The sequence below is a fragment of the Acinetobacter sp. 22512 genome (assembly GCF_052044755.1).
Lineage (GTDB): Bacteria > Pseudomonadota > Gammaproteobacteria > Pseudomonadales > Moraxellaceae > Acinetobacter > Acinetobacter pittii.
The window spans coordinates 43,944-66,112 of record NZ_JBQENP010000008.1 but is presented as its reverse complement, the minus strand read 5'-3'; the positions used below and the strand labels follow the sequence as shown (position 1 = coordinate 66,112).

Genomic DNA, 22,169 nt, shown 5'->3' with positions numbered 1-22,169 from the left:
AAAGCTCCTTTTTTATTTCAGGAATTAAGCCGACATTTTTGGTTTAACCATATTATTAATCGACAAGATATCATCAAGCACTTGTGCTGATAATAAGCCTTCGTTCTGAACGAGTGCCAATACGCTTTGTCCAGTTTCGTTTGCAGTTTTAGCAATACGAGTTGTAGTTTCATAACCTAGATATGGGTTAAGTGCAGTCACGATACCAATCGAGTTTTCAACCAAAGCCTTACAATGCTCAGGGTTCGCCGTAATTGTATCAATACACTTACTTTGGAACATTGCCATTGCCTTACCAAGCAAATCCATAGATTCAAACAGTTTGAATGCAATAAGTGGTTCCATTGCATTTAACTGTAATTGGCCCGCTTCAGCAGCCAAAGTTACAGCCAAGTCATTTGCAATGATCTGGAAACAAGCAAGGTTCATCGCTTCCGGAATAACAGGGTTTACTTTACCCGGCATGATCGAACTACCCGGTTGGCGAGCTTCTAAATTAATTTCATTGATACCAGTACGTGGACCACTTGAAAGTAAACGCAAGTCATTGGCAATTTTTGAAAGTTTAGTTGCGGTACGCTTTAATAAACCAGATAAAAGAACAAAGTCACCCATATCTGAAGTTGCTTCGATTAAGTCAGGAGCAGACTTAATTTTCTTACCAGAAATTTTTCCAAGTGCTTGAATCGCAAGTTCACGGTAACTATATTCAGTAGTAATTCCCGTACCAATCGCCGTGCCACCAAGGTTCATATACGCTAAAACATTTGGAATAAGCGTGTTAATTTGTTCAAGGTCTTTTTGTAAAGTTACTGCAAAAGCACCAAACTCTTGACCTAATGTCATTGGCACAGCGTCTTGTAACTGTGTACGGCCCATTTTTAGAATATGAGCAAATTCTTGAGATTTATTGCGGAAACTTAAGATTAAGTTGTTAAAAGGAAGATTTAGTTCATCTAAGCTTAATAACAAACCTAAGCGAATCGCAGTAGGGTACACGTCATTTGTTGACTGTGACATGTTAATGTCATTATTAGGATGCAAATATTGATATTGGCCTTTTGCGTGTCCCATATATTCTAAAGCGACGTTTGCTAATACTTCATTTGCATTCATATTGGTTGAAGTACCAGCACCGCCTTGCATCATATCAATTGGGAACTGGTCGTGAAAATTACCACGAATAAGTTGATTACAGCTATATTCAATCGCTTCAAATTTAGTCTGATCTAAGCTTTTAAGATTATAGTTCGCTTCAGCACAAGCAAGCTTTACCATTGCTAAAGCTTTAATAAGGTGAGGGAAATTTCCGACCTTGCTTTGAGTTAAATTAAAGTTTTCTAGAGCACGTAATGTTTGAACTCCGTAGTAGTCGTTATTATTGATCTCTCTATAACCAATAAGATCCTTCTCAATACGGGTGGTAATTTCAGCGTTCATCATTAAACTTCGAATTAGTAAAGAAGATAATTCATATTAGATTTCGAAATGCTTCACTTCTAATGCATTTATCAAGTTGATTATGCATTTTTTGCATATCATTTTTTTAATTTTATAGTGAACTAACTTGGAGGGTTCTTTTTAAAATATTAATTTAAATATATAAATTAATAACTTAATATTGAGATGAAGTTAATTTCAAAATTTTCTTGATACAATGAATGGTCATCTAATTTTTGAAAGAAACCCATTGTAAAAATTAAGACTGATTAATTTAAATGAAATATCAACTTAATTATCTTTATTATTAGCTTTTAAAGTGAAGCTTATCTAACAAATTCATATAAAAATGTGATGCATTTCACATAAAAAACACTATAATACGAAAAAATCTTAGTTTTAAGTTTATGTTAAAAGTCACAGCCGCATTAATTATTTTGGGAAGTTTTACATACTATGTGCTTTTCCACGGTGAAGAGAAAAGTGAGTCTAAAACTTCTCGTCTGCTTAAAGAAGCAGAGCAATCAATCGCTTCTGCTGAAACCTCGGTAAACAAAGCTAATAGTATTGTGCCCATATCTTACAAGTAGCCTCAGTTCTTAGGTTAACTATTTCATATTATCCATCAAAATATTGTTTTATCTAGATTTTTTTAAAATTTGGGTAAAAGACTGTATGTATAGAGACAAAATTCATGAGAATGAAGTTTATCGCCTATGATCCCAATTCTGGGGAAAAATTAAGCTTAAAAGAGCATATCCACCATATGGATAAATACACCACTTATATCTTTTTTAGTGATGAAAATGACAATATGGTGTTCAATCCCCAGAAAAAGCAAGTTTTTGAAATTACTCAATATACTTCTAATATGATGGTTGAAATTTCAAGAAAATTATATTACCTCATTGGCGAATATTAGAAATTCGGTTTTTATTCAATCTTAAGTTAAATACTTTAGTAGAATAGTCAGGTTTTATGGACTGAGCTATACTGCAAGCATATCTTCTGATTTAAATGAGTTTATTGAGTCAGAGAGCTTAATTCCTGAAATAAGCTAGATAGTCATTTTCAGTTTTACAGTCCGTATTCTTCCCCAAGGTGCGGACTTTTTTTATAAAAAATAAAACATGAGTAAAGCATAGGATTATTTCTTTTTTTTATTAACTTAAAACTTGTTATTTACTTGCGTTATATGCTCCTTACTTTTTGATTTAAAATAATTTTTAGAGTAATAATTTTATATTTGTATGAGTTATTGAGTTAAATCAAAGTCTTTTATTCTCTTACGCTCTTTTCTATGTCAAAATTATTTAAATACTTACTTTTATTGTTTGGCTTTGCCAACCCTCCATCGCATTTTTGCAGGTACTCCCATGTTTTATAGTTTTTATTCATCTATTCAGCTATTTATTCAGCTTCCCAACCAGACAGATTAAGGACATAAATATAAAAAGGGAATGCATAAAATGAACTTAGAAGTACGTTGGGTAGAAGACCTTTTGACACTTGAGCGTGAGCGTTCTATTTCAAAAGCAGCCGAAAAACGATTTATTAGTCAATCTGCGTTTACGCGTAGAATTCAGCAAATAGAAGAGATGATCGGAGCTGAAGTTATTATTCGAAATAATAAAAATAATATTGAATTTACAGACATTGGGCGGATTATGCTGGTGATGTCTAAAAATATTGAAAAGCAGGTAGAAGAAACAGCAAAGCTGATTAAAAACATCAAAAATGAAACCGAATCTACGATTCGTTTCTGTGTTGTACACTCATTAGCCTCAGGTTTTTTAACCACTTTTTTAAAAAAATTCCCAACGTTTATGCGTGATTTAAAAATTGAAATTGTCGCAACGAATAGTGGTGAAGGCTTATCTCTTTTAAAAGAAGGTGCCTGCGATTTTATGATTTGCTATGCAGATCGATCTAATATTAATCGAGTTGGCGATGATATTTTAAGTGGTATCAAGATCGCTGAAACAGAGATTGTTCCAGTCTCAGCTACCGAAGCAGATCATACGCCTAAGCATACAATTCACAGTAATTTTTCATTACTTGCTTATAGTAAACATGCTTATTTGCGCAAATTGGTCGATCAATTAATTGAAGGTAAACTGATCTACAAAACCTTATATGAAACTGACAATGCCACCAACTTGAAAGAGCTTGTATTACAAGGTTTAGGTGTAGCATGGATTCCAAAAATTAATGTAGAGGAAGATCTCGCTACCGGAAAATTGGTCATGTTGGACCATAACGAATATTGTCTGCCACAAGATATTTATATTTTTAAAAATAACTTGAGTGATAACAAATCAGTTCAGCAAATCTGGAAGGGCTTCCAAACTCAACATGATTAAAATTTATAATGATATGTAATGTCCTCAAGATATTTACATACAAAGTAATCAATCAAAGAGCTCATACCTTTGTCTTTGTGATTAAAGGCTTTATAAAGCATTGCTCATGGTCTAGATTCTTTGTTAATTTAGTCCATATATCAATAATTCAGAAATCTAGTGAGCATTTTTAGATATGTTGTGCCTGATTTTATTCCTTTTGAATGGATTATTTGATCCAGACGGAGACAATTTTGTTTGATCTAGATAGTAGATTACTAAATATTTTTTATCATATTTATCGGTTTAAAAGTGTTTCAATGGCTGCTGATGCTATTGGCCTTACACAACCGAGCGTTAGTAATGGACTGAACAAAATCCGTCAGCATTTTAATGATCCACTTTTTATTCGTGTTGGGAATGAGATGATCCCAACCGAATTAGCAAAAGAGATTTTTCCACTCATTAGTGAAGTTATTGATAAAGTGGAAAGCATTAATAATTTTAGTGTGAATTTTGATCCGCTAACTTCAGATCAGCTTTTTACAATTGCGATGACAGATGTATCTCATCTAGTTTTATTACCACAATTAACAAACTATTTAAAAGAGAAAGCCCCTTTAATTCGCTTGAATATTAGGCCGATTACGCCAGAAACCAGCTATCAAATGGCAAATGGTGAGATTGATCTTGCAATTGGTTTTTTACCCCAATTAGAAGAAGGCTTTTATCAACAAAAGTTTTTTAAACAACATTATGTTGTGATTAGCTCTAAGAGCCATCCTCGTTTAGACCCAAATAATTTTACTTTAGATGATTATATGCGCGAGTATCATATCGATATTGACGCGGGAATTGGGCATTACCATATTAAAAATGAATTACAGAACAAAGGATTGGATCGAAATATTTTAATTCGATTACCGAGCTATCTTGGAGTGGGATTAGTCGTACAAGAAACAGATGCAATCGCAACGGTACCGTATTATTTAAGCCAAGTCTTATTGGTGAGAGAAAATTTACAGATTTTACCGGCACCTCTAGACTTTCCAACTTATGATGTTAAACAACATTGGCATATGTCTTGCCATCATAAAAGTAGTCATAAATGGTTCCGTCAAACCTGTTATGAACTTTTTAAAGTCTAAAAAAAGAAGATGTAAGAAAAATTCTTACATCTTCCGGGCACTTTAATTTTTAGATTTCAATTGCAACAGCTGTAGCTTCACCACCACCAATACATAATGCAGCAACACCTTTCTTCTTACCAAGGCGTTTTAAAGCATAGATAAGAGAAAGAATAATTCTTGAGCCAGTTGCGCCAATTGGATGGCCTAAAGCACAAGCACCGCCATGGACGTTTACTTTTGCTTCGTCAATCCCGAGTTCATGAATTGGCGCCATTGCTACCATTGCAAAAGCTTCATTAATTTCCCAAGCATCTACCTCATCAACAGACCAGCCAGCATGCTCAAGTACTTTTTGAATTGCACTAATTGGAGCAATGGTAAATTCGCTTGGATGTTGTGAGTGAGTAGAAGTTGCAACAATTTTTGCTAAAGTATTTAAACCATAGCTTTGAGCATATTCTTCAGTGGTGAGTACTAATGCAGCAGCACCATCAGAAATTGAGCTTGAGTTAGCTGCTGTAATTGTACCGTCTTTACTAAAAGCAGGACGTAAAGTTGGAATTTTCTCAAGATTCGCTTTTAGTGGTTGCTCATCTTGATCGATAATTTCAACACCTTTGCGTGTTTTTACTTCAACAGGAACAATCTCTTCTTTGAAGTAACCTTCCGTAATCGCAGTTTGCGCTTTTTTAAGTGAAGAAATTGCAAAGTCATCCATTTGCTCACGGGTAAAGCCTTTGGTATTTGCCATGTCTTGAGCAAAAGAACCCATTAAGCGGCCTGTTTCTGCATCTTCAAGACCATCTAAAAACATATGGTCCTTAATTTCACCATGACCCATACGGTAACCACCGCGAGCTTTCGGTAAAATATAAGGTGCATTGGTCATAGATTCCATACCGCCAGCTACAATAATATTGGCACTGCCTGCTTTTAGAGTATCTGATGCCATTAAAACCGCTTTCATGGCAGAGCCACAAAGTTTATTAATGGTCACAGCTCCCACATGGTCAGGCACGCCAGCTTTACGCATGGCTTGACGAGCAGGGCCTTGACCAATACCTGCACTCAATACACAACCAAAAATAACTTCATCTACTTGTTCAGGGGAAACACCTGCACGTCGGATCGATTCACGGATAACAGCAGCGCCAAGTTCTGGTGCAGTTAAAGCCGATAGGCTGCCTTGAAAACCGCCCATTGCAGTACGGCTACCTGAAACTATAACAATTGAACTCATCTTAATATCTCTTATTGATGTATTCGCTAAATTTTCCTTTAGCCGAAACTAAAGGCGCCAGTAAATTAAAAAGTAGGTGGGGTGTAGCTAAGAGTTCTTCCAAAGAACCATAATAAAAATAAAACTAACGGAAAATGCACAACGAGCTGAGTGACTGTAAAACCAATCACATCTTTTGCTTTTAGTTTTAGAATGCCTAACATTGGAAGCATAAAGAACGGATTGATTAAGTTCGGTAAAGCTTCGGCTGCATTATAAATTTGTACAGACCAGCCTAAATGAACTTTTAAATCATTTGCTGCTTGCATGACATATGGGGCTTCAATAATCCATTTTCCACCGCCAGATGGGACAAAGAACCCAAGGATGGCAGAGTAAATTCCCATCACAATTGCAAAGGTTTCTTTTGAAGCGATTGAAACGAAAAACTCAGCTATATAATGCGACAGCGATAAATCTTGACTGTTTAAAGCTTGCGTCATAATAAAAGCGATGCTTCCGTAAAGTGGAAACTGAATTAAGATTCCTGATACAGCTGGAACTGCCTTTGAAACAGCATTTAAGAAGTTTCGTGGTGTGCCATGCAAGGCTAGACCAAGCATTAAGAACACAAAGTTGTAGGTGTTTAAACTTGAAATAGCAATGATTGGATTACTTTTTGAAAATTCAAAAAACATCCAGATTAAGCCTAATGCGACCACAATAATTGTTAAGATAGGTGAGTTTTCTAACCAGTCACCTGGACGATTAGATTTTTCATCATGGGGTTTGTCTTCTTCAAATTGAACATCAAAACTATCAATCGTTTTAACATTATTACCTTTTGGAGCTGACCAATAGGCGATTGCAATTGAAACAATCACCAAAATAATGGTCATCGCAATTGATTGCCAAAGGAAAATCGTTTCAGTAAATGGAATAACGCCAGTTAGGTTGTAAATTGACTCAGGCAGACTAGTTTTATTCGCTTGAAGCTGTGCTGCCGAAGAGCTAATTCCCAGTGCCCATGTTGCTCCCATACCAATGATTGCCGCCGCTGCTGCTGCACGGTAATCCATATTCAGCTCTTTACGTTTCGCTAATGCGATCACTAAAAGTGCAGTAAGAATCGTGCTTACTGCCCAATTGACCAGTGAAATTAACAAGCTGACGGTTGCAACTAAAACAATAGCACCACGTCCAGAATTTGGAATACGTGCCATTTTTTGAATGAGGTATTTTACGGGCTTAGATACAGAAACGACATAACCTACAATGATGAGCATCGTCATTTGCAGAGTAAAGGGAATAAGACTCCAGAAACCGTTACCGAAGGAAGTCGCGACATCGTGAATAGGCGCACCAATACCTAAAGCGGCAATAGACACAATAATGACGCCAAGTAATGCAAAAATATATGAATCAGGAAACCATTTTTCAGACCAGTCACTAATCCGAAGAGCAAATCTTTCAAAAATTCCTTGCTGTTTTTCCATAGCTGAAAAAATCCTTCTCGTTCTTATTTATAGACAGCACATCCGGTGCTTAAAAGGGCTAAGACTTAAGCTCACTTTCTAACTTAAGTCTTATCTGGCTTACTAAAAATTAAAATTTACGCGACTAAGGTTTTATAAAACTCAACACCTGTAGCAGCTTGAATCTGTTCAAGCGTGACATCTTTAGCAAGTTCAATCAGCTCTACGCCTTGTGGTGTAATGTCCATTACACCTAAGTCAGTAATGACGCGATGAACCACACCTTTACCTGTTAAAGGTAGGCTACAGTTTTTAACGATCTTTGGCGTACCATCTTTTGCACAGTGTTCCATAAGCACTACAACTTTTTGGACACCAACAACCAAGTCCATTGCACCGCCCATACCTTTGACTTTCTTGCCAGGAATCATCCAGTTCGCTAAGTCACCATTTTCGGAAACTTCCATTGCACCTAAAATTGCAATGTTGACATGGCCACCGCGGATCATGGCAAAAGATTCTGAGCTTGAGAAAAAAGCAGCACCAGGGCGAGCAGTAACCGTTTGTTTACCGGCGTTAATTAAATCGGCATCGACAGTTTCTTCAGTCGGGAATTCACCAATGCCTAATAGACCATTTTCAGATTGAAGCCAAACATTAATATTTTCAGGAATATAATTAGCAACTAGGGTAGGTAAGCCAATACCTAAATTGACATAAAAACCGTCTTCAAGTTCTTTTGCAGCACGTTGTGCCATTTCATTACGTGACCAAGCCATTTTATACTGCCTCCGTGCTTAAAGTTTTATGCTCAATACGTTTTTCAGGTGACGCATTAAGTACAATGCGGTTTACATAGATACCCGCTAAATGGATCTCATCCGGATCTAATTCACCAATTTCAACAACCTGTTCAACTTCGGCAATTGTAATTTTTCCAGCCATCGCACATTCAGGGTTAAAATTCTGAGCAGTTTTACGGAACACTAAGTTACCAGCCTTGTCTGCCTTATAGGCCTTAACGAGGGCAACATCTGCTGTTAAAGATTCTTCTAAAATGTAGTTTTTGCCATTAAAGATACGTTCTTCTTTACCTTCTGCAATGAGTGTACCAACGCCGGTTTGTGTATAAAACGCCGGAATTCCAGCACCGCCAGCACGTAACTTTTCAGCTAAAGTACCTTGTGGAGTAAGTTCTACATCAAGTTCACCATTTAAATATTGGCGCTCAAATTCTTTGTTTTCACCAACATAAGAAGAGATCATTTTTTTGATCTGTTTGGTTTGAAGCAATATACCTAAGCCGAAATCATCTACACCTGCGTTATTTGAAATACATGTGAGACCAGTCACACCACTTTGCTTAACTGCAACAATCAGTTTTTCCGGAATTCCACATAAACCAAAACCACCTACGGCAAGTGTTTGATTATCTGCAATAACGTCTTTTAGTGCTGCCTCTGCATTGGCATAAACTTTATTCATTCTATTGTTATCCTATATCCCTTAGTAATCTTAGTTTTAGCATCACATTTTGCGTTATAGAAGTTAATTTTTTTAAATGATTAATAAGTATAATCAATGAATGGTTTCAAATCGTCTACAAAAGATCAGACGAACATAAAGAAAAATACTTTAAAAAATCACCTCATATCATTGAAAATTATAATAATTAATAATTTTAGCTTAAGCGTATGCTTAGCTCATCCTAAAAAGCAGTCTTTAATTTTTTAAAATTTATATTGAATCAAAGCTTCAATAAATTGAGTCGAAATATTTGAAATTTCAAAGTTCTTTTTATAAACAATTCCTACAGTCTTATGAATAGATTCATCCTTTAACTCAATGAGTACGTTATGTTCTTTATCAATGTGTTTAGCAAAATGCCTTGGAATTGCACTCACCCCAATTCCATAAGCCACAAAGCTTGAGAGTGATGAAATTTGATGACATTCAACTTTCAAATCGAGCGTTATATTATTTCGCAAACAATTCTGCTCAACCAAATATCGAACAATTGAAGGTTTTTGCAATGTCACGAATGGATTTGAACAAAGCTCTTGCCATGTAATAGAAGATGATTGAGCAAGTGGGTGAGTCTTTGGTAATAGAGCTAAGAAATCTTCTTCAAATAGTGGTTTGAACTCTAGGCCTTCGGTGAGATCAGGTTCAAAGCAGATACCAAGCTCAAAAATACCGTCTTGTACTTTTTCTATAATGGTCTCATTTGGAATATCTTGAATTGAAAAGTTCAAGTTGGGATGAAGTTCTAAAAATTGATGAATTACTTCAGGCAGAATCGCATGAGTCACGAAGGGCATTGAAGCGATACTTAAAGTTCCACGATTGAGCTTAAAACGTTGTTTAACATCGTTTTCCATTTCATCCCAATTGGCGAGTAATTTTTTAGCGTAGGGAATAAGGGATTTACCTTCTTGGGTAAGCTCAACACGGCGAGTATTACGGTTAAATAGTTTTCCGCCTAATTCTTCTTCTAAGCTTTTGATAGTAAGACTTAAAGCAGACTGGCTGAGATGTAGCTCTAATGATGCATTAGCATAGTTGAGTGTACGCGCAAGGGCTAAAAAAGCTTTTAATTGTTTAAGCGTCATTTCTATCCTTTAGATTGCCCAACTCATCTAGAAGGGTAATTTATACGAAAATTTGTCTAATATGATGTTTTTTTGACAAAAAAATAAAAATAAAGCAGGGGACAATAGGCTGAGCTACTTCAGTAAATTTTCCCAACAAAACTCATCTGTGTTATTAGCAAAGTATAGAGCCATTCCAACTACATGGAAAAACAAATAACCTAGCCAAATTGCTTGAGGAGCAACTTTTAAGCCTTCTAATAAAATAGTTGTTGAATAGATTGCTAACAAAAAGGTGAAGAGAATAATGTATGTAGCACTCGCTACAAATTTATATTTTGGTGCTAATTGAGGGATTTTATAACCAATCAAAATTTGCATACCGCAATTTATGATCAATGAAAGTATAGCTACAATGACTTGTGGCGTATTTAGGTATGTTAAAGAGAGTTGCGTAATTATGAAAATAATTTGCCACAGTACAAACATCCCCAAAGGGTATATTATAAATTTAATCCATATCATATTTTGTTTTCTTATCAAGATTTTATATTGTTATTCTATTGAATAATCTAAATTAAATAAATGCTATTTTTAAAAATAAAGAGTATAAATTTGTCCACCCCCATAAAGATAAAAAGATGAATAAAGCTAAAAATTAGACGTCAAAAAATTAAATGCGCATCCTTAATGAGTGAACGGCACTTTTATAATTTAGTTAGTAAGTATCCAAAAGAATATATTAATTTTTACTATTTTGAGATAAGGCTTTATAAAAATCATATGAAAGGTTTGAACATGTCATTGTCATTGGTTTTTGATTCATTTGAGTAAGGCCTAAATTGAATATTTTTTACTATCAATTAAACTATCATTTTGTATATAAATTACTGTAATTAGATGGCTACAACTACACATAGTTCAATATATATTTCACGTCCAAGTAATTACGAGGGAGATGGAACTGACGATAAAGAAGAATTTATTGAGACATGCAATATCCGTTTTAAAGATATGTTTAAAGATCAAAAATCAATCTCCACACTGTCTGAAATTGAAAAAAAATACTTTGAAAAGTGTGTTTCAGCTTCAAATGATAAATATGCTGCTGAGGAAGTTATTTATGATATTGGAGTTGGTTTTGCGGTACTAATTGTTTTGCTGGGTATAGGCTGGGGATTCTATGAGGCAAAAAAATCTTTAAATACCCCAATGATAATTAATCCCAAGGAAAACACTGAGAATGGTACCAATGGAGACCATATCACTAACGGAGTCATCATAGTCCTTTTTTCCATAATTATTGCTGCATTTATTTATCTAATTTTTAGTTTTGTTTCCGGAATATGGATATCAATTAAATATTAAAGTTTGCAGAGATGTATATGGGCTTGAAAAGGATAAGCCGATTAGTTCTAGTCTTGGTGTGGCTAAATAAGTAGAAGATAAGGTAAAGAAAATCACTATGGGGGTCGTGAAATCTTTTGTGGTCTCTATTGTAGGTATTGATGCATATCAAACATCTCATATTGGTTCAATCAGGTCTAGTGTGTATGGGGTAGGGCGCTATATGAACTGATAGTTTTTTATTTTCTGAACTGTTAAGTTTTAGTCATAATTAAAAGGAGTAATTTCATGAAAAAGATAATTTCATTAAGCTTAATTTTTTCATTAAGTGGATGTGTAAGCCCAACTACCCAAATGACTAATAATAAATTTAGCGAAATACAGCCTTCTATACCTCTAGTGTCAGGGGTATGGACGATTTCAATCGGCCCAAGCATATCAACCATAAAACTTGACGCAGATGGTAATGGAATACTTTGCGACGATACTAGTGGACATGTAGTATTCAATAAAGTTAAGTATTTTAATAATATAATTTATCTTCAAAATGGTATGGTTTTAGAAGTTAAGTTTCTTAACAAAGATATACTCGAAGCTAGAACAATTTTAAGTGCCTCTACTTCAAATATGATTTATAAAGCTGATAACGACTTAAAGGCAGCTTCACTAAAATGTGTTAAAGAAATATAGATACCACTTTATAAATTTGCTGCCATAAGGCCAAATAATCAACGGACCTTTTTCATCGCCCAGTCTGATACATCCATTTTTATCTGCTATAAGCTTTCCATGTGCTGAAGCCATCATTGAAATATTACTTTTCGTATTGCTTGTAATAAGTATCGGTTGAATAGAAACCTCTTCATGGTTAGTTATAGTAGGCTTTACCATGCAAGATGTTAGGCTAAAAGCAGTTAAAGAGGCTAAGATTTGAATTTTCATATAGGGGCTTTTTTCTTTAGTTTTTAGTAAGAGGTTCTATAAATTGATTGATAATAACGCCTTTACTTAAATCACATGTAGTATCAGGTTTAATTATCCATTTGTAGTTGTTCAAATTAACGGGATAAGCTTCTCCGCTGCCATAAGCAATCGTGTCACCATCTTTATATTCTTTTGAGTCAACAATTAAAAGATACTTATTGCTATTCCAATGAGCATCTTTAGTTGCAAAAATAGGAATCACTCGATCATTTGTATTCATTAAATAAACACAAGAGCCTTCAATCTTGATTTGTGCCTCACTATAGCTTGCATTATCAGCATTACCAGAGTAACCAATTTTTGGAACAATAACCTTATTTTGAGCCAGAGAAGTATCGGTACATCCATTAAGTAGGATGATCAATCCAGTTTGAAGAGTGAACAAAATATTTCTTTTATTCATAACTTATATACTAGTGAAAAGTCTAAATTATAAATTCTATCAGTAGACATGTAATAGTATTCATTACATTGTCTAACTCTAGTGACAGAAGTAGAAGTTATCTTTAATAAACAAGCGCCGTTTTCGAGTAAAGATGAGAATATTAAAAACACGACTCTATATTCCTGTTCTAATCTTTTGATGATTAAGCTTCAAATTGCTTTATTCAAATAAAGATAAAAAATTATCTGCGCAATATTTCAAAAGAATAAGATGAATTATATTTATCAAATTATTTTAAAAAATATATTATTTAATTATCTTTATTAAATAATATGTTTGGTATTAATTTAATTTACTCAACAATTAATAAGTTTTATCAAATAATAATAGCTTTTAAATAATAAAATTTTACTAACAAATTAACTTAAATGTTTGTATTGTATGTATATTTTAAAATTTAAATAAATTACATTGTTTTTAAATATTTTAGTGATATTTTATTTTTAAGCTCATTTACCTATTACCACTTATAGATACTGTGATTTTATCATTTTAGGTTTGGGATAACCTAAATATCTTTTGGTAATTTTATTGAACCTAATATCTATTCTTTATGGAGAAAGAATATATGTGGGAATTATTTGTAATTCTACTTTCGCTTGGGCTGTTAATGTATACAGCTTACAAGGGCTTTTCAGTCATTCTCATGGCACCAATTTGTGCCTTACTTGCTGTTCTACTCATTAACCCTGCCAATGTCTTACCGTTTTATTCGGGTGTATTTATGCCCAAAATGGTGAACTTTATTAAAGATTACTTTCTTGTATTTTTACTCGGGGCAATTTTCGGTAAAGTCGTTGAGATGTCAGGAATTGCTGAGTCTATTGCACGAACTATTGTGAGATGGATTGGAGCAAAAAAAGCAATTTTAACCGTTGTATTGTTAGGTGCAATTTTAACATATAGCGGTGTAAGTTTATTTGTTGCTGTATTTGCCATTTATCCTTTTGCAAACCAGCTTTTTAGACAAGCGAATATTCCAAAACGTTTAATTCCGGGAACCATCGCGCTCGGTGCATTTACATTTACCATGGATGCATTACCAGGTACGCCACAAATTCAAAACGTAATTCCAACTACATTCTTTGGCACCAATATTTATGCTGCACCATTTCTAGGAATTATCGGTGCTATCTTTGTTCTATGCATGGGTTTGGCTTACTTAGAATGGCGTCGCCGTGCAGCTGTAAAAGCTGGTGAGGGATACTCTGGTTTTGGTGTAGACGATACGCCGTCTCAAGAAATTGAAGCCGATATGAACTTACAAAATAACGGAAGTACGGCGCGTCAGTTTTTAGCTTTTGTACCTCTTATTCTTGTTGCTGTAATGAACAAATATTTGTCTAAAGCAATCAAAGAGTGGTATCCAAATGGTTTTGATTTTGCCACTGTCGGTCTAGCGGATTACACCGTGGATGTTGCGAAAACTGGTGCGATCTGGGCGGTGGGCCTTGCGCTGATTGTTGGGATTATTTCTGCAATTTTGTTTGATTATCAGCGTGTAGTGACGAATTTTAAAGAGGGCATTAATGCCAGTATTGGTGGCTCACTTTTAGCAGTGATGAATACGGCTTCTGAGTATGGTTTCGGTGCAATTATTGCGTCATTACCGGGTTTTGCTCTGATTAGCCATGCAATGAGCAGTACCTTTACAAATCCATTAGTCAATGGGGCTGTGACCACAACCGTTTTAGCGGGTATTACCGGTTCAGCTTCAGGTGGTATGAGTATCGCTTTAAGTGCGATGGCTGAACAATATAACGCCGCGATTTTAGCTGCGGGTATTCCACCAGAAGTCATGCACCGTGTGGTTGCGATGGCGTCAGGCGGTATGGATACACTTCCGCATAATGGTGCTGTTATTACTTTACTGGCTGTTACTGGGTTAACCCATAAACAATCGTATAAAGATATTTTTGCAGTTACGGTAATTAAAACATTAGCGGTATTTGTGGTCATTACGGTCTTTACCGTAACGGGTATTGTTTAAATCAGCGCGTTATAAGTATTAAGGAGTAAATAGATGACGAAACTTTTAGAAGGTAAGGTCGCTTTTATTACAGGTTCTGCAAGTGGTATCGGTCTAGAGATTGCTAAGAAATTTGCTCAAGAAGGTGCCAAAGTTGCTATTTCTGATATGAATGCTGAAAAGTGTCAAGAAACGGCGAACTCACTTAAAGAGCAAGGTTTTGATGCATTATCTGCACCATGCGATGTGACTGATGAAGATGCTTATAAACAAGCCATTGAGCTTACTCAAAAGACTTTTGGTACGGTTGATATCTTAATTAATAATGCTGGTTTCCAACACGTTTCATCTATTGAAGAGTTTCCAACGGCTGTTTTTCAAAAGTTGGTTCAGGTCATGTTAACTGGGGCGTTTATTGGCATTAAACATGTTTTTCCAATTATGAAAGCTCAAAAATATGGTCGTATTATTAATATGGCCTCAATTAATGGCTTGATTGGTTTCGCTGGAAAAGCAGGTTATAACAGTGCTAAACACGGCGTAATTGGCCTAACAAAAGTTGCGGCATTAGAATGTGCACGCGATGGTATTACGGTAAATGCTCTATGCCCGGGTTATGTAGATACACCGTTGGTTCGTGGTCAAATTGCAGATTTGGCTAAAACCCGTAATGTGAGTTTAGACAGCGCACTTGAAGATGTAATTTTGGCAATGGTTCCTCAAAAGCGTTTGCTATCTGTTGAAGAAATTGCTGACTATGCGATTTTCCTTGCGAGTAGCAAAGCAGGTGGGGTAACAGGCCAAGCTGTTGTTATGGATGGTGGTTACACCGCTCAATAATTTAAATATTTTATAAAAGCCGCTTATTTAAAATAGGCGGCTTTTTTATTCGTTAAAAATTTACGATAGTCTGCTGTTCAAAATAATGATTTATCTCTACTCTATTTGCTTATAAAAATCTAATAAAATAAATTTTTTAAGGTATGAAATTATACTTTAAAGGTATTTAACTTATTTCCATTTTTAAAATTTAATAGAGTATGAGAAAGTAATCTTTACTCTCTTTCTTGATTCGATATTTTTCAGGAAAACTCGTCAATTAAAGGATATTAATTGGCATACAAGTTGCTTTTTAAGCAATAAGTTATTTAGCTAGGTGAAAAGGATATGATATCACTCAGCCAACAGATGGAACTCAATCATTATTCACGCAAAGCTGAATTTGCGCAGAATTTGATGTCCACAATTTGTGGTGAACACCGTCTAGATACAATTTACAAAGACACTCTCGATTTTCACTATGACGGAATGCGTTTGCCCAATAAAAAAATGGCGATCGGAACAATCAGTTATGGTGCAAATGTTGCCATCAACATCTCAAATTTAAAAGCGTATAGCATTAGTTTGCCTATACAAGGTCGACAAGCTCTCAACATTCGTGGTGCCCATTATCAATCTGATGAAAACAGAGGCCTCATTGTTTCAAATAACGATCAGCAAGATTTGATTATCGATAAAGACTGTAGAAAATTTCAGGTCGTTATTCCTGAGCGGAGTATGCAGATTGTCCTTGCAGATCTACTGAATAAACCTATAGAAACGCCTATCATTTTTAACCCTGAAATGCACTTAGACTCTGAGCAACTGATTGGAGCGTGGTGGAAGAATATTCAGAATTTTTTACAGCTAAAATCGCAATATAGTAATTTTTATGGTTTACAGATGTTATCTGAAGACTATGAAAATTTTGTAATTAAAGCCTTACTATTATCTCAAGAAAACAACTACTCTGAAGCTTTAAAGTCACTCTCACATCAAGATGAGCCAGCTTATATTCGAAAGGTTCGTAATTTTATTATTGAACATGCTCACGAAGAAATCTGTGCAGAAGACTTGCAGCGTTTGGCTGGGGTTTCAAAATCAAAATTGTATGATGAATTTCAACAATACTACGGCACCAGCCCAATGTCGTATTTGAAAAAATATCGTCTTCAACAAATTTACAAAATCTTGAGCACTACAGGAGCAGATAAAAAGGTTTCTATTTCAAAGCTTGCGTATGACTGGGGCTTTAACCATTTAAGCCGTTTTTCTCAAGAATATCGTGAAGAGTTTGGAGAAAATCCAAGTGAGACTAAAGGCAAAATTTTCTAATGTTTAATTTTTCCAAATAAAAAAACTGATTTAGGCAACTAAATCAGTTTTTTATTTATTGCCTAATATTTATAAACTTTCTTCGAGCTTTAACACTTGTTTGTTTTTAGATTTCTCATAAATCACTTTGAGACTAAGTGCAATAAATGAGATGAAAGTTGGTATTGCTAGAATAAAGAAAATACCGCTTAAGCTTAGGTTAAAAGTAAAAATGAGCGAGCCAAAGAAAGCACCTAAAATTGCACCGATACGACCAATACCATGCATCCATGAAACACCAACCGCGCGACACACTGCTGGATAGAACATAGCTGCAAGTGGCAGTAATGAGGACTGAGCACCAGCGAGTAAGGCACCAATTAAGAAAATAGTAAGACCTAACAAGAAAATATTTGAGCTTACTAGACCTGCGACAATGAATAGGGCGAAGGCAATTAGATATGAATATTTAATGACTGTGGTTGGGTTCAGCTTATCCATGTACCATCCCATAATGGTTGCGCCAATTACACCACCAAAAGGGAAAATCGCGGCAATTAAACTAAACTGTTGGGTACTGAAACCTGCTGTTTTTAAAATCGTTGGCATCCAGCTTGTTAAAAGATAGAACACCAAAAGACTAGTAAAACAGCAGAGCCAAAGCATGCTTGAACCCCAAAGATATTTTCCTAAAACTACTTTAACCGGATTTTCATCTGATACAGTTTCTGCTTGAGTTAAAACAAGTTTTACCGGCTCTTGAAAAGAATGGCCTTGAATATTTTCTAATATACGCTGAGCTTTGTCTTGTTGATGACGTGTAATTAAGTATTGAGTTGATTCAGGTAATTTAAGCAATAAAGCAACCACTAAAATTAGGGGAATGCTTCCACCAATAATAATAACCTTAGCCCAGCCATAGCTTTCTAATAGATAAGCTGACAACACACCGCCACAAGAAATACCCAGCATAAAACCACAGCCAGCAAGACCTGTAAGGAATGCTTTACGTTTTACAGGCATGTATTCAGAGACAATAGTACTGATGTTTGGCATGGCTGCGCCTAAACCAACACCTGTAATAAAGCGATAAATCATTAAGTCTTGGGTTGAATTGGCAAAGCCACACAAAATCGTAAATATGGAAAATAAAAGACTTGTAAAAACAATGACACCTTTACGTCCAAACTTATCGGCTAAAGGGCCAGAAATAATTGCACCGATCGACATGCCCACTAAAGCAGCACTTAAAACTGGAGCAAGCTGAGGCTTGGTAATTCCCCAATCATCGAGCAATGCTGGAGCAATAAAACCGATAATCCCTGTATCTAGACCATCACAGAAGAAGACAAAAAAGCCTAGGATAAAAACCATCCATTGTAATGGAGACAGTTTTTCGCGATTGATAATCGTGTTTGCATCTATCGTTTTCATATGTATTCCTTATTCATTAAAATTTTTTGCTGTAATTGACGAAGAAACGGTTTTCAGAGAAATCGTTTCCATGCTTAACGTCGTAATTGATGAAGATGTATTGAAGAGCTAAACCTTTGAGGAGTGGCTGTTGAAGGGCATAATTGACAATAACGTTTGCTTCACTTTCTTTGTTTTTTAAGCCATCTGCTGTTTTGAAGTGATCGCCATATACATATTTGAAAGTGGTATTTAAACCAGGCACATAATCTTTAAAGTCATAGCCATAGATGAAGTGATAAGACTTTTCATCTTGTTTGAAGAAACCAGTCGTGTTCCAGTTAATGAAATAAGTTTCAGGCAAGAAACCATCTGGTAACGGGTACGCAGACTCACCAATAATTTGCTGATAACCCACACCAAAGCTGTGATTTTTTACTTTAAGCGTTTCTAGTAACCCTATATTTTGTGCGTCGATGTCAAATAGATTTCCATTATCTTTAGCATTGAAATATTTGAATTTTGAATTAACTGAAAAATTAGAATTTTTCCATAGGTGGTCAACGCCGACATAATGTTTGTTATATAAATCCTCCATATTCCCAAAGTAATATTCACCCTTCAATGTAGGCGTAAATTGATAGCGAAGATCTATATAGTTAAGGCCATCAGAGTAGCCAGTCAGACCTTTTGAAGTAAAAGAAAATCGATGGAAATCTTCTTCGTTTCGCGGTGATACTTTTTCAATACGGCCAATTTCTGCAAAAAGCTTATCGTTTAGTTGGCTCTTAAGGTTAGTTCCCCAATAAGATGTCAGGAGTTGCCGACTTGCATCTACAGTGGTTACGGGTAAATCCAGCCATAATTCGCCAATGCTGAGTAGCGTTTTGTTATAGCCTAACTTTAAGGTCGCGCCATATTTTAGATAATCGGGTGCTTGTGACTGCGTGGCTTTATCAAAAGGTAATACCGTATCTGCAACATGTTTATCTTGGCTTAATCGAACCGCATATTGTGCTGAAGCATTTGCGCCAATTTGAATCGGGGTTCCACCAATTTCTAACGGCGTATCATGCATATTTGAGTTGTAAAATAGAGAGAGGGATTGTGACCAGCTACCTGTATCTTTTACATCTGGATTGTCATAGTTTCTGTCTATATATGCATTTTTTGATGTAAATTTCCATTCTTCATCCGCTGAATAAGCCTGAGTAGAAAATGCACTGCAACATAAAATATTGATGAGCATTAACGTTTTTTGTTGTCCATAAATTGGCCATGGTCGATGCATAAATAAAACGCCTTAATTTAGAAAATGACTGGGCTTTTTTTATGTAATCAAACGAATTACATGACTTGATTGAACTATTTTTAGCCAATCGTCACTATCCAATAAGTCCTAATCTTCATCCATTTTTTCCAAATTAGATAAAAAGTATTAATTTAATTTTTTAATTTAAAGTTATGAAATTTATTAGTTTTCTTGTTTTTTGTGTTTTATCCATTTTTATTGATTTTGATAATTGCGCAGAGATTGGATAGTGCTTGCAGCTTTTGGACAGCCTAAAAAAATATTCGGATAGAAGATAAAACCATAACAATGTCAGGAGTTGACACTATGGCTGGTCAAACCGTTCAAATTAAAACAGCATCTGGAAAGCAGTTCAGTGCATATCTAGCAACACCAAAAACAGGAAAAGGACCTGGAGTTGTGCTTTGTCAGGAAATCTTTGGGGTGAATGCAGCCATGCGAGAAAAAGCAGAATTTCTTGCAGAAGAAGGCTATACCGTTTTAGTTCCTGATTTATTTTGGCGTGTAGCACCTAATATTGAACTCGGTTATACACCAGATGACTTTCAAAAAGCTTTTGAACTTTATCAGCAATATGATGAAAACCTCGGTGTTGAAGATATTCAGGACAGCTTAGCTTTTTTAAAGACACAACCAGAATGTGATACCTCTACAGGTCTCGGCGTAGTGGGCTATTGTTTAGGTGGAAAGCTTGCGTATCTTTCAGGCTGTCGACTTTCTGAAGTGGCATGTGCCGTAGGTTATTACGGTGTAGGCATTGAAAAAGCCTTAGATGAGTTAGCCAACGTAAAGGGGCGTTTGGTTTTACATATTGCAGAACTGGACCAATTTACACCGCCAGATGCGAGACAAACGATTGTCGATGCAGCCAACCAATATTCAAATGTACAAGCTTATATTTATGAAGGTGTTGATCATGCTTTTGCACGCCCCAAAAGCAATCATTATCACAAACCTTCAGCTCGTTTTGCCCACGAGCGTACAGTGACAGCACTACATGAAACGATTGGGCCGAAATATGACTTAGTTGCACTATGGGAAGAGCATATTCGTCATGAGTTCGATACGCGTGACGTGCCCGCAACCATGGCAACAATGGTTGCAGAACCTTATGTCAACCATATTCCAACCTTAACTGGTGGTGTAGGCCAAAGCCAGCTTGCCCGTTTTTATCAATATCACTTTGTTCATCAAAATCCAAAAGATATGAAGATCACTTCGATCTCTCGTACGGTTGGCTCAACGCAAGTGGTAGATGAGTTCATTATGAGCTTTACCCACGATGCTGAAATTGACTGGTTATTACCGGGTGTAAAGCCAACTGGCAAATATGTCGAAATTCCAATGTTAGGTGTAATTCAGTTCAGAGGCTCAAAACTGTGCCATGAGCATATTTACTGGGATCAAGCGTCGGTACTCGTTCAAATTGGTTTATTAGATCCAACGGGCTTACCAGTTGCAGGTGTCGAGACAGCGCGAAAACTTCTTGATGAAGATCTTCCTTCCAATACTTTGATGCCATCTTGGTCAAGTAGTGAAGGCAAGCCAGTCAATTAAGGAGTATTGCAATGCATATAGATTTAAAAGGAAAAGTCGCTGTGGTGAGTGGTGGCGCAACACTCATTGGTAAAGCTGTTGTGCAAGCTTTGGTGAGTGCGGGTGCTCATGTCGCTATTTTAGATATTGATGCCAAAGGCAAGGCAATTGCAGAAAGCTTTAACCATGATGTGATGTTTATTCAAACCGATTTAACCAGCGATGTGGCTATTCAACAAGCTGTGGCAGATATTCACCAACATTTAGGTGAAGTGAGTTACTTGGTGAATTTGGCATGTACTTACTTAGATGATGGTTTTAAATCTTCACGTCAGGACTGGTTACAAGCACTCGATATTAATTTGGTCTCAACAGTTGAGCTGAGCCGTGCTTTATACCATGACCTAAAAAAGCAGCAAGGTTCAATCGTTAATTTTACTTCAATCTCGGCCAAAGTGGCACAAACAGGGCGCTGGTTATACCCGGTGTCTAAAGCCGCAATACGTCAACTCACACAAAGCATGGCAATGGATTTTGCTACCGATGGTATTCGCGTCAATTCAGTTTCTCCGGGTTGGACATGGTCTCGAGTCATTGCAGAAGTCAGCGGTAATAACCGTGAAAAAGCCGATAGCGTGGCAGCCGATTATCACTTGCTAGGCCGATTGGGTCATCCCGAAGAAGTTGCCAATGTTGTTTTGTTTTTATTGTCACCCGCTGCGAGTTTTGTCACCGGAGCAGATTATGCGGTCGACGGTGGATATTCAGTAATGGGCCCTGAAGGATCACAGCCCGCTATTCCACGTTTAGCCGAATAGCACAACGTTTTAAAA

At 35.9% G+C, this 22,169-nt stretch carries 23 protein-coding genes; 13 read left to right on the top strand and 10 right to left on the bottom strand.

What is annotated here, in order from left to right; translation table 11 throughout:
* Window positions 1–24: 24 nt before the first annotated feature.
* Window positions 25–1,443 carry an aspartate ammonia-lyase gene (locus ACTJJG_RS10565; RefSeq protein ID WP_081320126.1) on the bottom strand — a complete coding sequence of 473 codons (1,419 nt, stop codon included), beginning with the start codon at window positions 1,441–1,443 and terminating at the stop codon, window positions 25–27.
* Between the two features lie 404 nt (window positions 1,444–1,847).
* Here ACTJJG_RS10565 and ACTJJG_RS10560 point away from each other — a divergent pair, with 404 nt between their 5' ends.
* The 4 genes from ACTJJG_RS10560 to ACTJJG_RS10545 all read left to right on the top strand — a co-directional run bounded on the left by ACTJJG_RS10560 (window position 1,848) and on the right by ACTJJG_RS10545 (window position 4,930).
* Window positions 1,848–2,030, top strand: a complete 183-nt coding sequence (locus ACTJJG_RS10560) for a hypothetical protein (protein ID WP_002113649.1) — start codon at window positions 1,848–1,850, stop codon at window positions 2,028–2,030.
* Between the two features lie 110 nt (window positions 2,031–2,140).
* A complete protein-coding gene (locus ACTJJG_RS10555) occupies window positions 2,141–2,362 on the top strand; it encodes a hypothetical protein (RefSeq protein WP_014206692.1) in 222 nt (73 codons plus the stop codon).
* Window positions 2,363–2,909: 547 nt separating this feature from the next.
* Window positions 2,910–3,803 (top strand): LysR substrate-binding domain-containing protein, encoded by an 894-nt coding sequence (locus ACTJJG_RS10550; RefSeq protein WP_032057462.1) that lies wholly within the window; start codon window positions 2,910–2,912, stop codon window positions 3,801–3,803.
* A 233-nt stretch (window positions 3,804–4,036) separates the two neighbouring features.
* Window positions 4,037–4,930, top strand: a complete 894-nt coding sequence (locus ACTJJG_RS10545) for a LysR family transcriptional regulator (protein WP_003651675.1) — start codon at window positions 4,037–4,039, stop codon at window positions 4,928–4,930.
* Between the two features lie 49 nt (window positions 4,931–4,979).
* On the opposite strand, the gene ACTJJG_RS10540 is transcribed toward ACTJJG_RS10545, so the two are convergent.
* The 6 genes from ACTJJG_RS10540 to ACTJJG_RS10515 form a co-directional block, all read right to left on the bottom strand.
* On the bottom strand, window positions 4,980–6,152 hold the full coding sequence (locus tag ACTJJG_RS10540; RefSeq protein WP_032057459.1) for a thiolase family protein: 1,173 nt from the start codon (window positions 6,150–6,152) through the stop codon (window positions 4,980–4,982).
* Window positions 6,153–6,217: 65 nt separating this feature from the next.
* Window positions 6,218–7,627 (bottom strand): short-chain fatty acid transporter, encoded by a 1,410-nt coding sequence (locus ACTJJG_RS10535; RefSeq protein WP_032057458.1) that lies wholly within the window; start codon window positions 7,625–7,627, stop codon window positions 6,218–6,220.
* Between the two features lie 116 nt (window positions 7,628–7,743).
* On the bottom strand, window positions 7,744–8,385 hold the full coding sequence (locus ACTJJG_RS10530) for a 3-oxoacid CoA-transferase subunit B (protein WP_014206696.1): 642 nt from the start codon (window positions 8,383–8,385) through the stop codon (window positions 7,744–7,746).
* Between the two features lies 1 nt (window position 8,386).
* Window positions 8,387–9,091, bottom strand: a complete 705-nt coding sequence (locus ACTJJG_RS10525) for a CoA transferase subunit A (RefSeq protein ID WP_032057457.1) — start codon at window positions 9,089–9,091, stop codon at window positions 8,387–8,389.
* 245 nt (window positions 9,092–9,336) lie between these two features.
* The gene (locus ACTJJG_RS10520; RefSeq protein WP_002113536.1) at window positions 9,337–10,218 is read right to left on the bottom strand and encodes a LysR family transcriptional regulator; all 882 of its coding nucleotides are present in this window, start codon (window positions 10,216–10,218) and stop codon (window positions 9,337–9,339) included.
* A gap of 114 nt (window positions 10,219–10,332) precedes the next feature.
* The gene (locus tag ACTJJG_RS10515) at window positions 10,333–10,722 is read right to left on the bottom strand and encodes a hypothetical protein (protein ID WP_025465552.1); all 390 of its coding nucleotides are present in this window, start codon (window positions 10,720–10,722) and stop codon (window positions 10,333–10,335) included.
* 489 nt (window positions 10,723–11,211) lie between these two features.
* Between ACTJJG_RS10515 and ACTJJG_RS10510 the strand changes: the two genes are divergently transcribed.
* From ACTJJG_RS10510 to ACTJJG_RS10500, 3 genes are all read left to right on the top strand, one after another.
* The gene (locus tag ACTJJG_RS10510; RefSeq protein ID WP_078225433.1) at window positions 11,212–11,565 is read left to right on the top strand and encodes a hypothetical protein; all 354 of its coding nucleotides are present in this window, start codon (window positions 11,212–11,214) and stop codon (window positions 11,563–11,565) included.
* 97 nt (window positions 11,566–11,662) lie between these two features.
* On the top strand, window positions 11,663–11,776 hold the full coding sequence (locus ACTJJG_RS10505) for a hypothetical protein (RefSeq protein ID WP_128839948.1): 114 nt from the start codon (window positions 11,663–11,665) through the stop codon (window positions 11,774–11,776).
* A 56-nt stretch (window positions 11,777–11,832) separates the two neighbouring features.
* Entirely contained in the window at window positions 11,833–12,234 is a 402-nt protein-coding gene (locus tag ACTJJG_RS10500) for a J517_1871 family lipoprotein (protein ID WP_005069291.1), read from the top strand.
* Window positions 12,235–12,502: 268 nt separating this feature from the next.
* Here ACTJJG_RS10500 and ACTJJG_RS10495 read toward each other — a convergent pair whose 3' ends face one another.
* Entirely contained in the window at window positions 12,503–12,931 is a 429-nt protein-coding gene (locus ACTJJG_RS10495; RefSeq protein ID WP_032057455.1) for a hypothetical protein, read from the bottom strand.
* Between the two features lie 81 nt (window positions 12,932–13,012).
* On the opposite strand from ACTJJG_RS10495, the gene ACTJJG_RS10490 reads away from it, so the two are divergent.
* The 4 genes from ACTJJG_RS10490 to ACTJJG_RS10475 all read left to right on the top strand — a co-directional run bounded on the left by ACTJJG_RS10490 (window position 13,013) and on the right by ACTJJG_RS10475 (window position 17,096).
* Complete coding sequence (locus ACTJJG_RS10490) at window positions 13,013–13,144, top strand: hypothetical protein (protein ID WP_002113882.1); 132 nt, start codon at window positions 13,013–13,015, stop codon at window positions 13,142–13,144.
* A gap of 397 nt (window positions 13,145–13,541) precedes the next feature.
* Window positions 13,542–14,963, top strand: coding sequence for a GntP family permease (locus ACTJJG_RS10485; RefSeq protein WP_032057558.1), 1,422 nt, complete (start codon window positions 13,542–13,544; stop codon window positions 14,961–14,963).
* A 33-nt stretch (window positions 14,964–14,996) separates the two neighbouring features.
* Window positions 14,997–15,782, top strand: a complete 786-nt coding sequence (locus ACTJJG_RS10480) for a 3-hydroxybutyrate dehydrogenase (RefSeq protein ID WP_032057560.1) — start codon at window positions 14,997–14,999, stop codon at window positions 15,780–15,782.
* A gap of 327 nt (window positions 15,783–16,109) precedes the next feature.
* Window positions 16,110–17,096 (top strand): AraC family transcriptional regulator, encoded by a 987-nt coding sequence (locus tag ACTJJG_RS10475; RefSeq protein WP_005069281.1) that lies wholly within the window; start codon window positions 16,110–16,112, stop codon window positions 17,094–17,096.
* Between the two features lie 69 nt (window positions 17,097–17,165).
* On the opposite strand, the gene ACTJJG_RS10470 is transcribed toward ACTJJG_RS10475, so the two are convergent.
* A complete protein-coding gene (locus tag ACTJJG_RS10470) occupies window positions 17,166–18,509 on the bottom strand; it encodes an MFS transporter (protein ID WP_032057563.1) in 1,344 nt (447 codons plus the stop codon).
* Window positions 18,510–18,525: 16 nt separating this feature from the next.
* Window positions 18,526–19,737 (bottom strand): OprD family outer membrane porin, encoded by a 1,212-nt coding sequence (locus ACTJJG_RS10465; protein WP_370510456.1) that lies wholly within the window; start codon window positions 19,735–19,737, stop codon window positions 18,526–18,528.
* Window positions 19,738–20,106: 369 nt separating this feature from the next.
* Between ACTJJG_RS10465 and ACTJJG_RS10460 the strand changes: the two genes are divergently transcribed.
* Both ACTJJG_RS10460 and ACTJJG_RS10455 read left to right on the top strand, forming a co-directional pair.
* Entirely contained in the window at window positions 20,107–21,357 is a 1,251-nt protein-coding gene (locus tag ACTJJG_RS10460; RefSeq protein ID WP_032070682.1) for a dienelactone hydrolase family protein, read from the top strand.
* 11 nt (window positions 21,358–21,368) lie between these two features.
* On the top strand, window positions 21,369–22,154 hold the full coding sequence (locus ACTJJG_RS10455) for an SDR family oxidoreductase (protein ID WP_032057568.1): 786 nt from the start codon (window positions 21,369–21,371) through the stop codon (window positions 22,152–22,154).
* The last annotated feature ends 15 nt before the right edge of the window (window positions 22,155–22,169 follow it).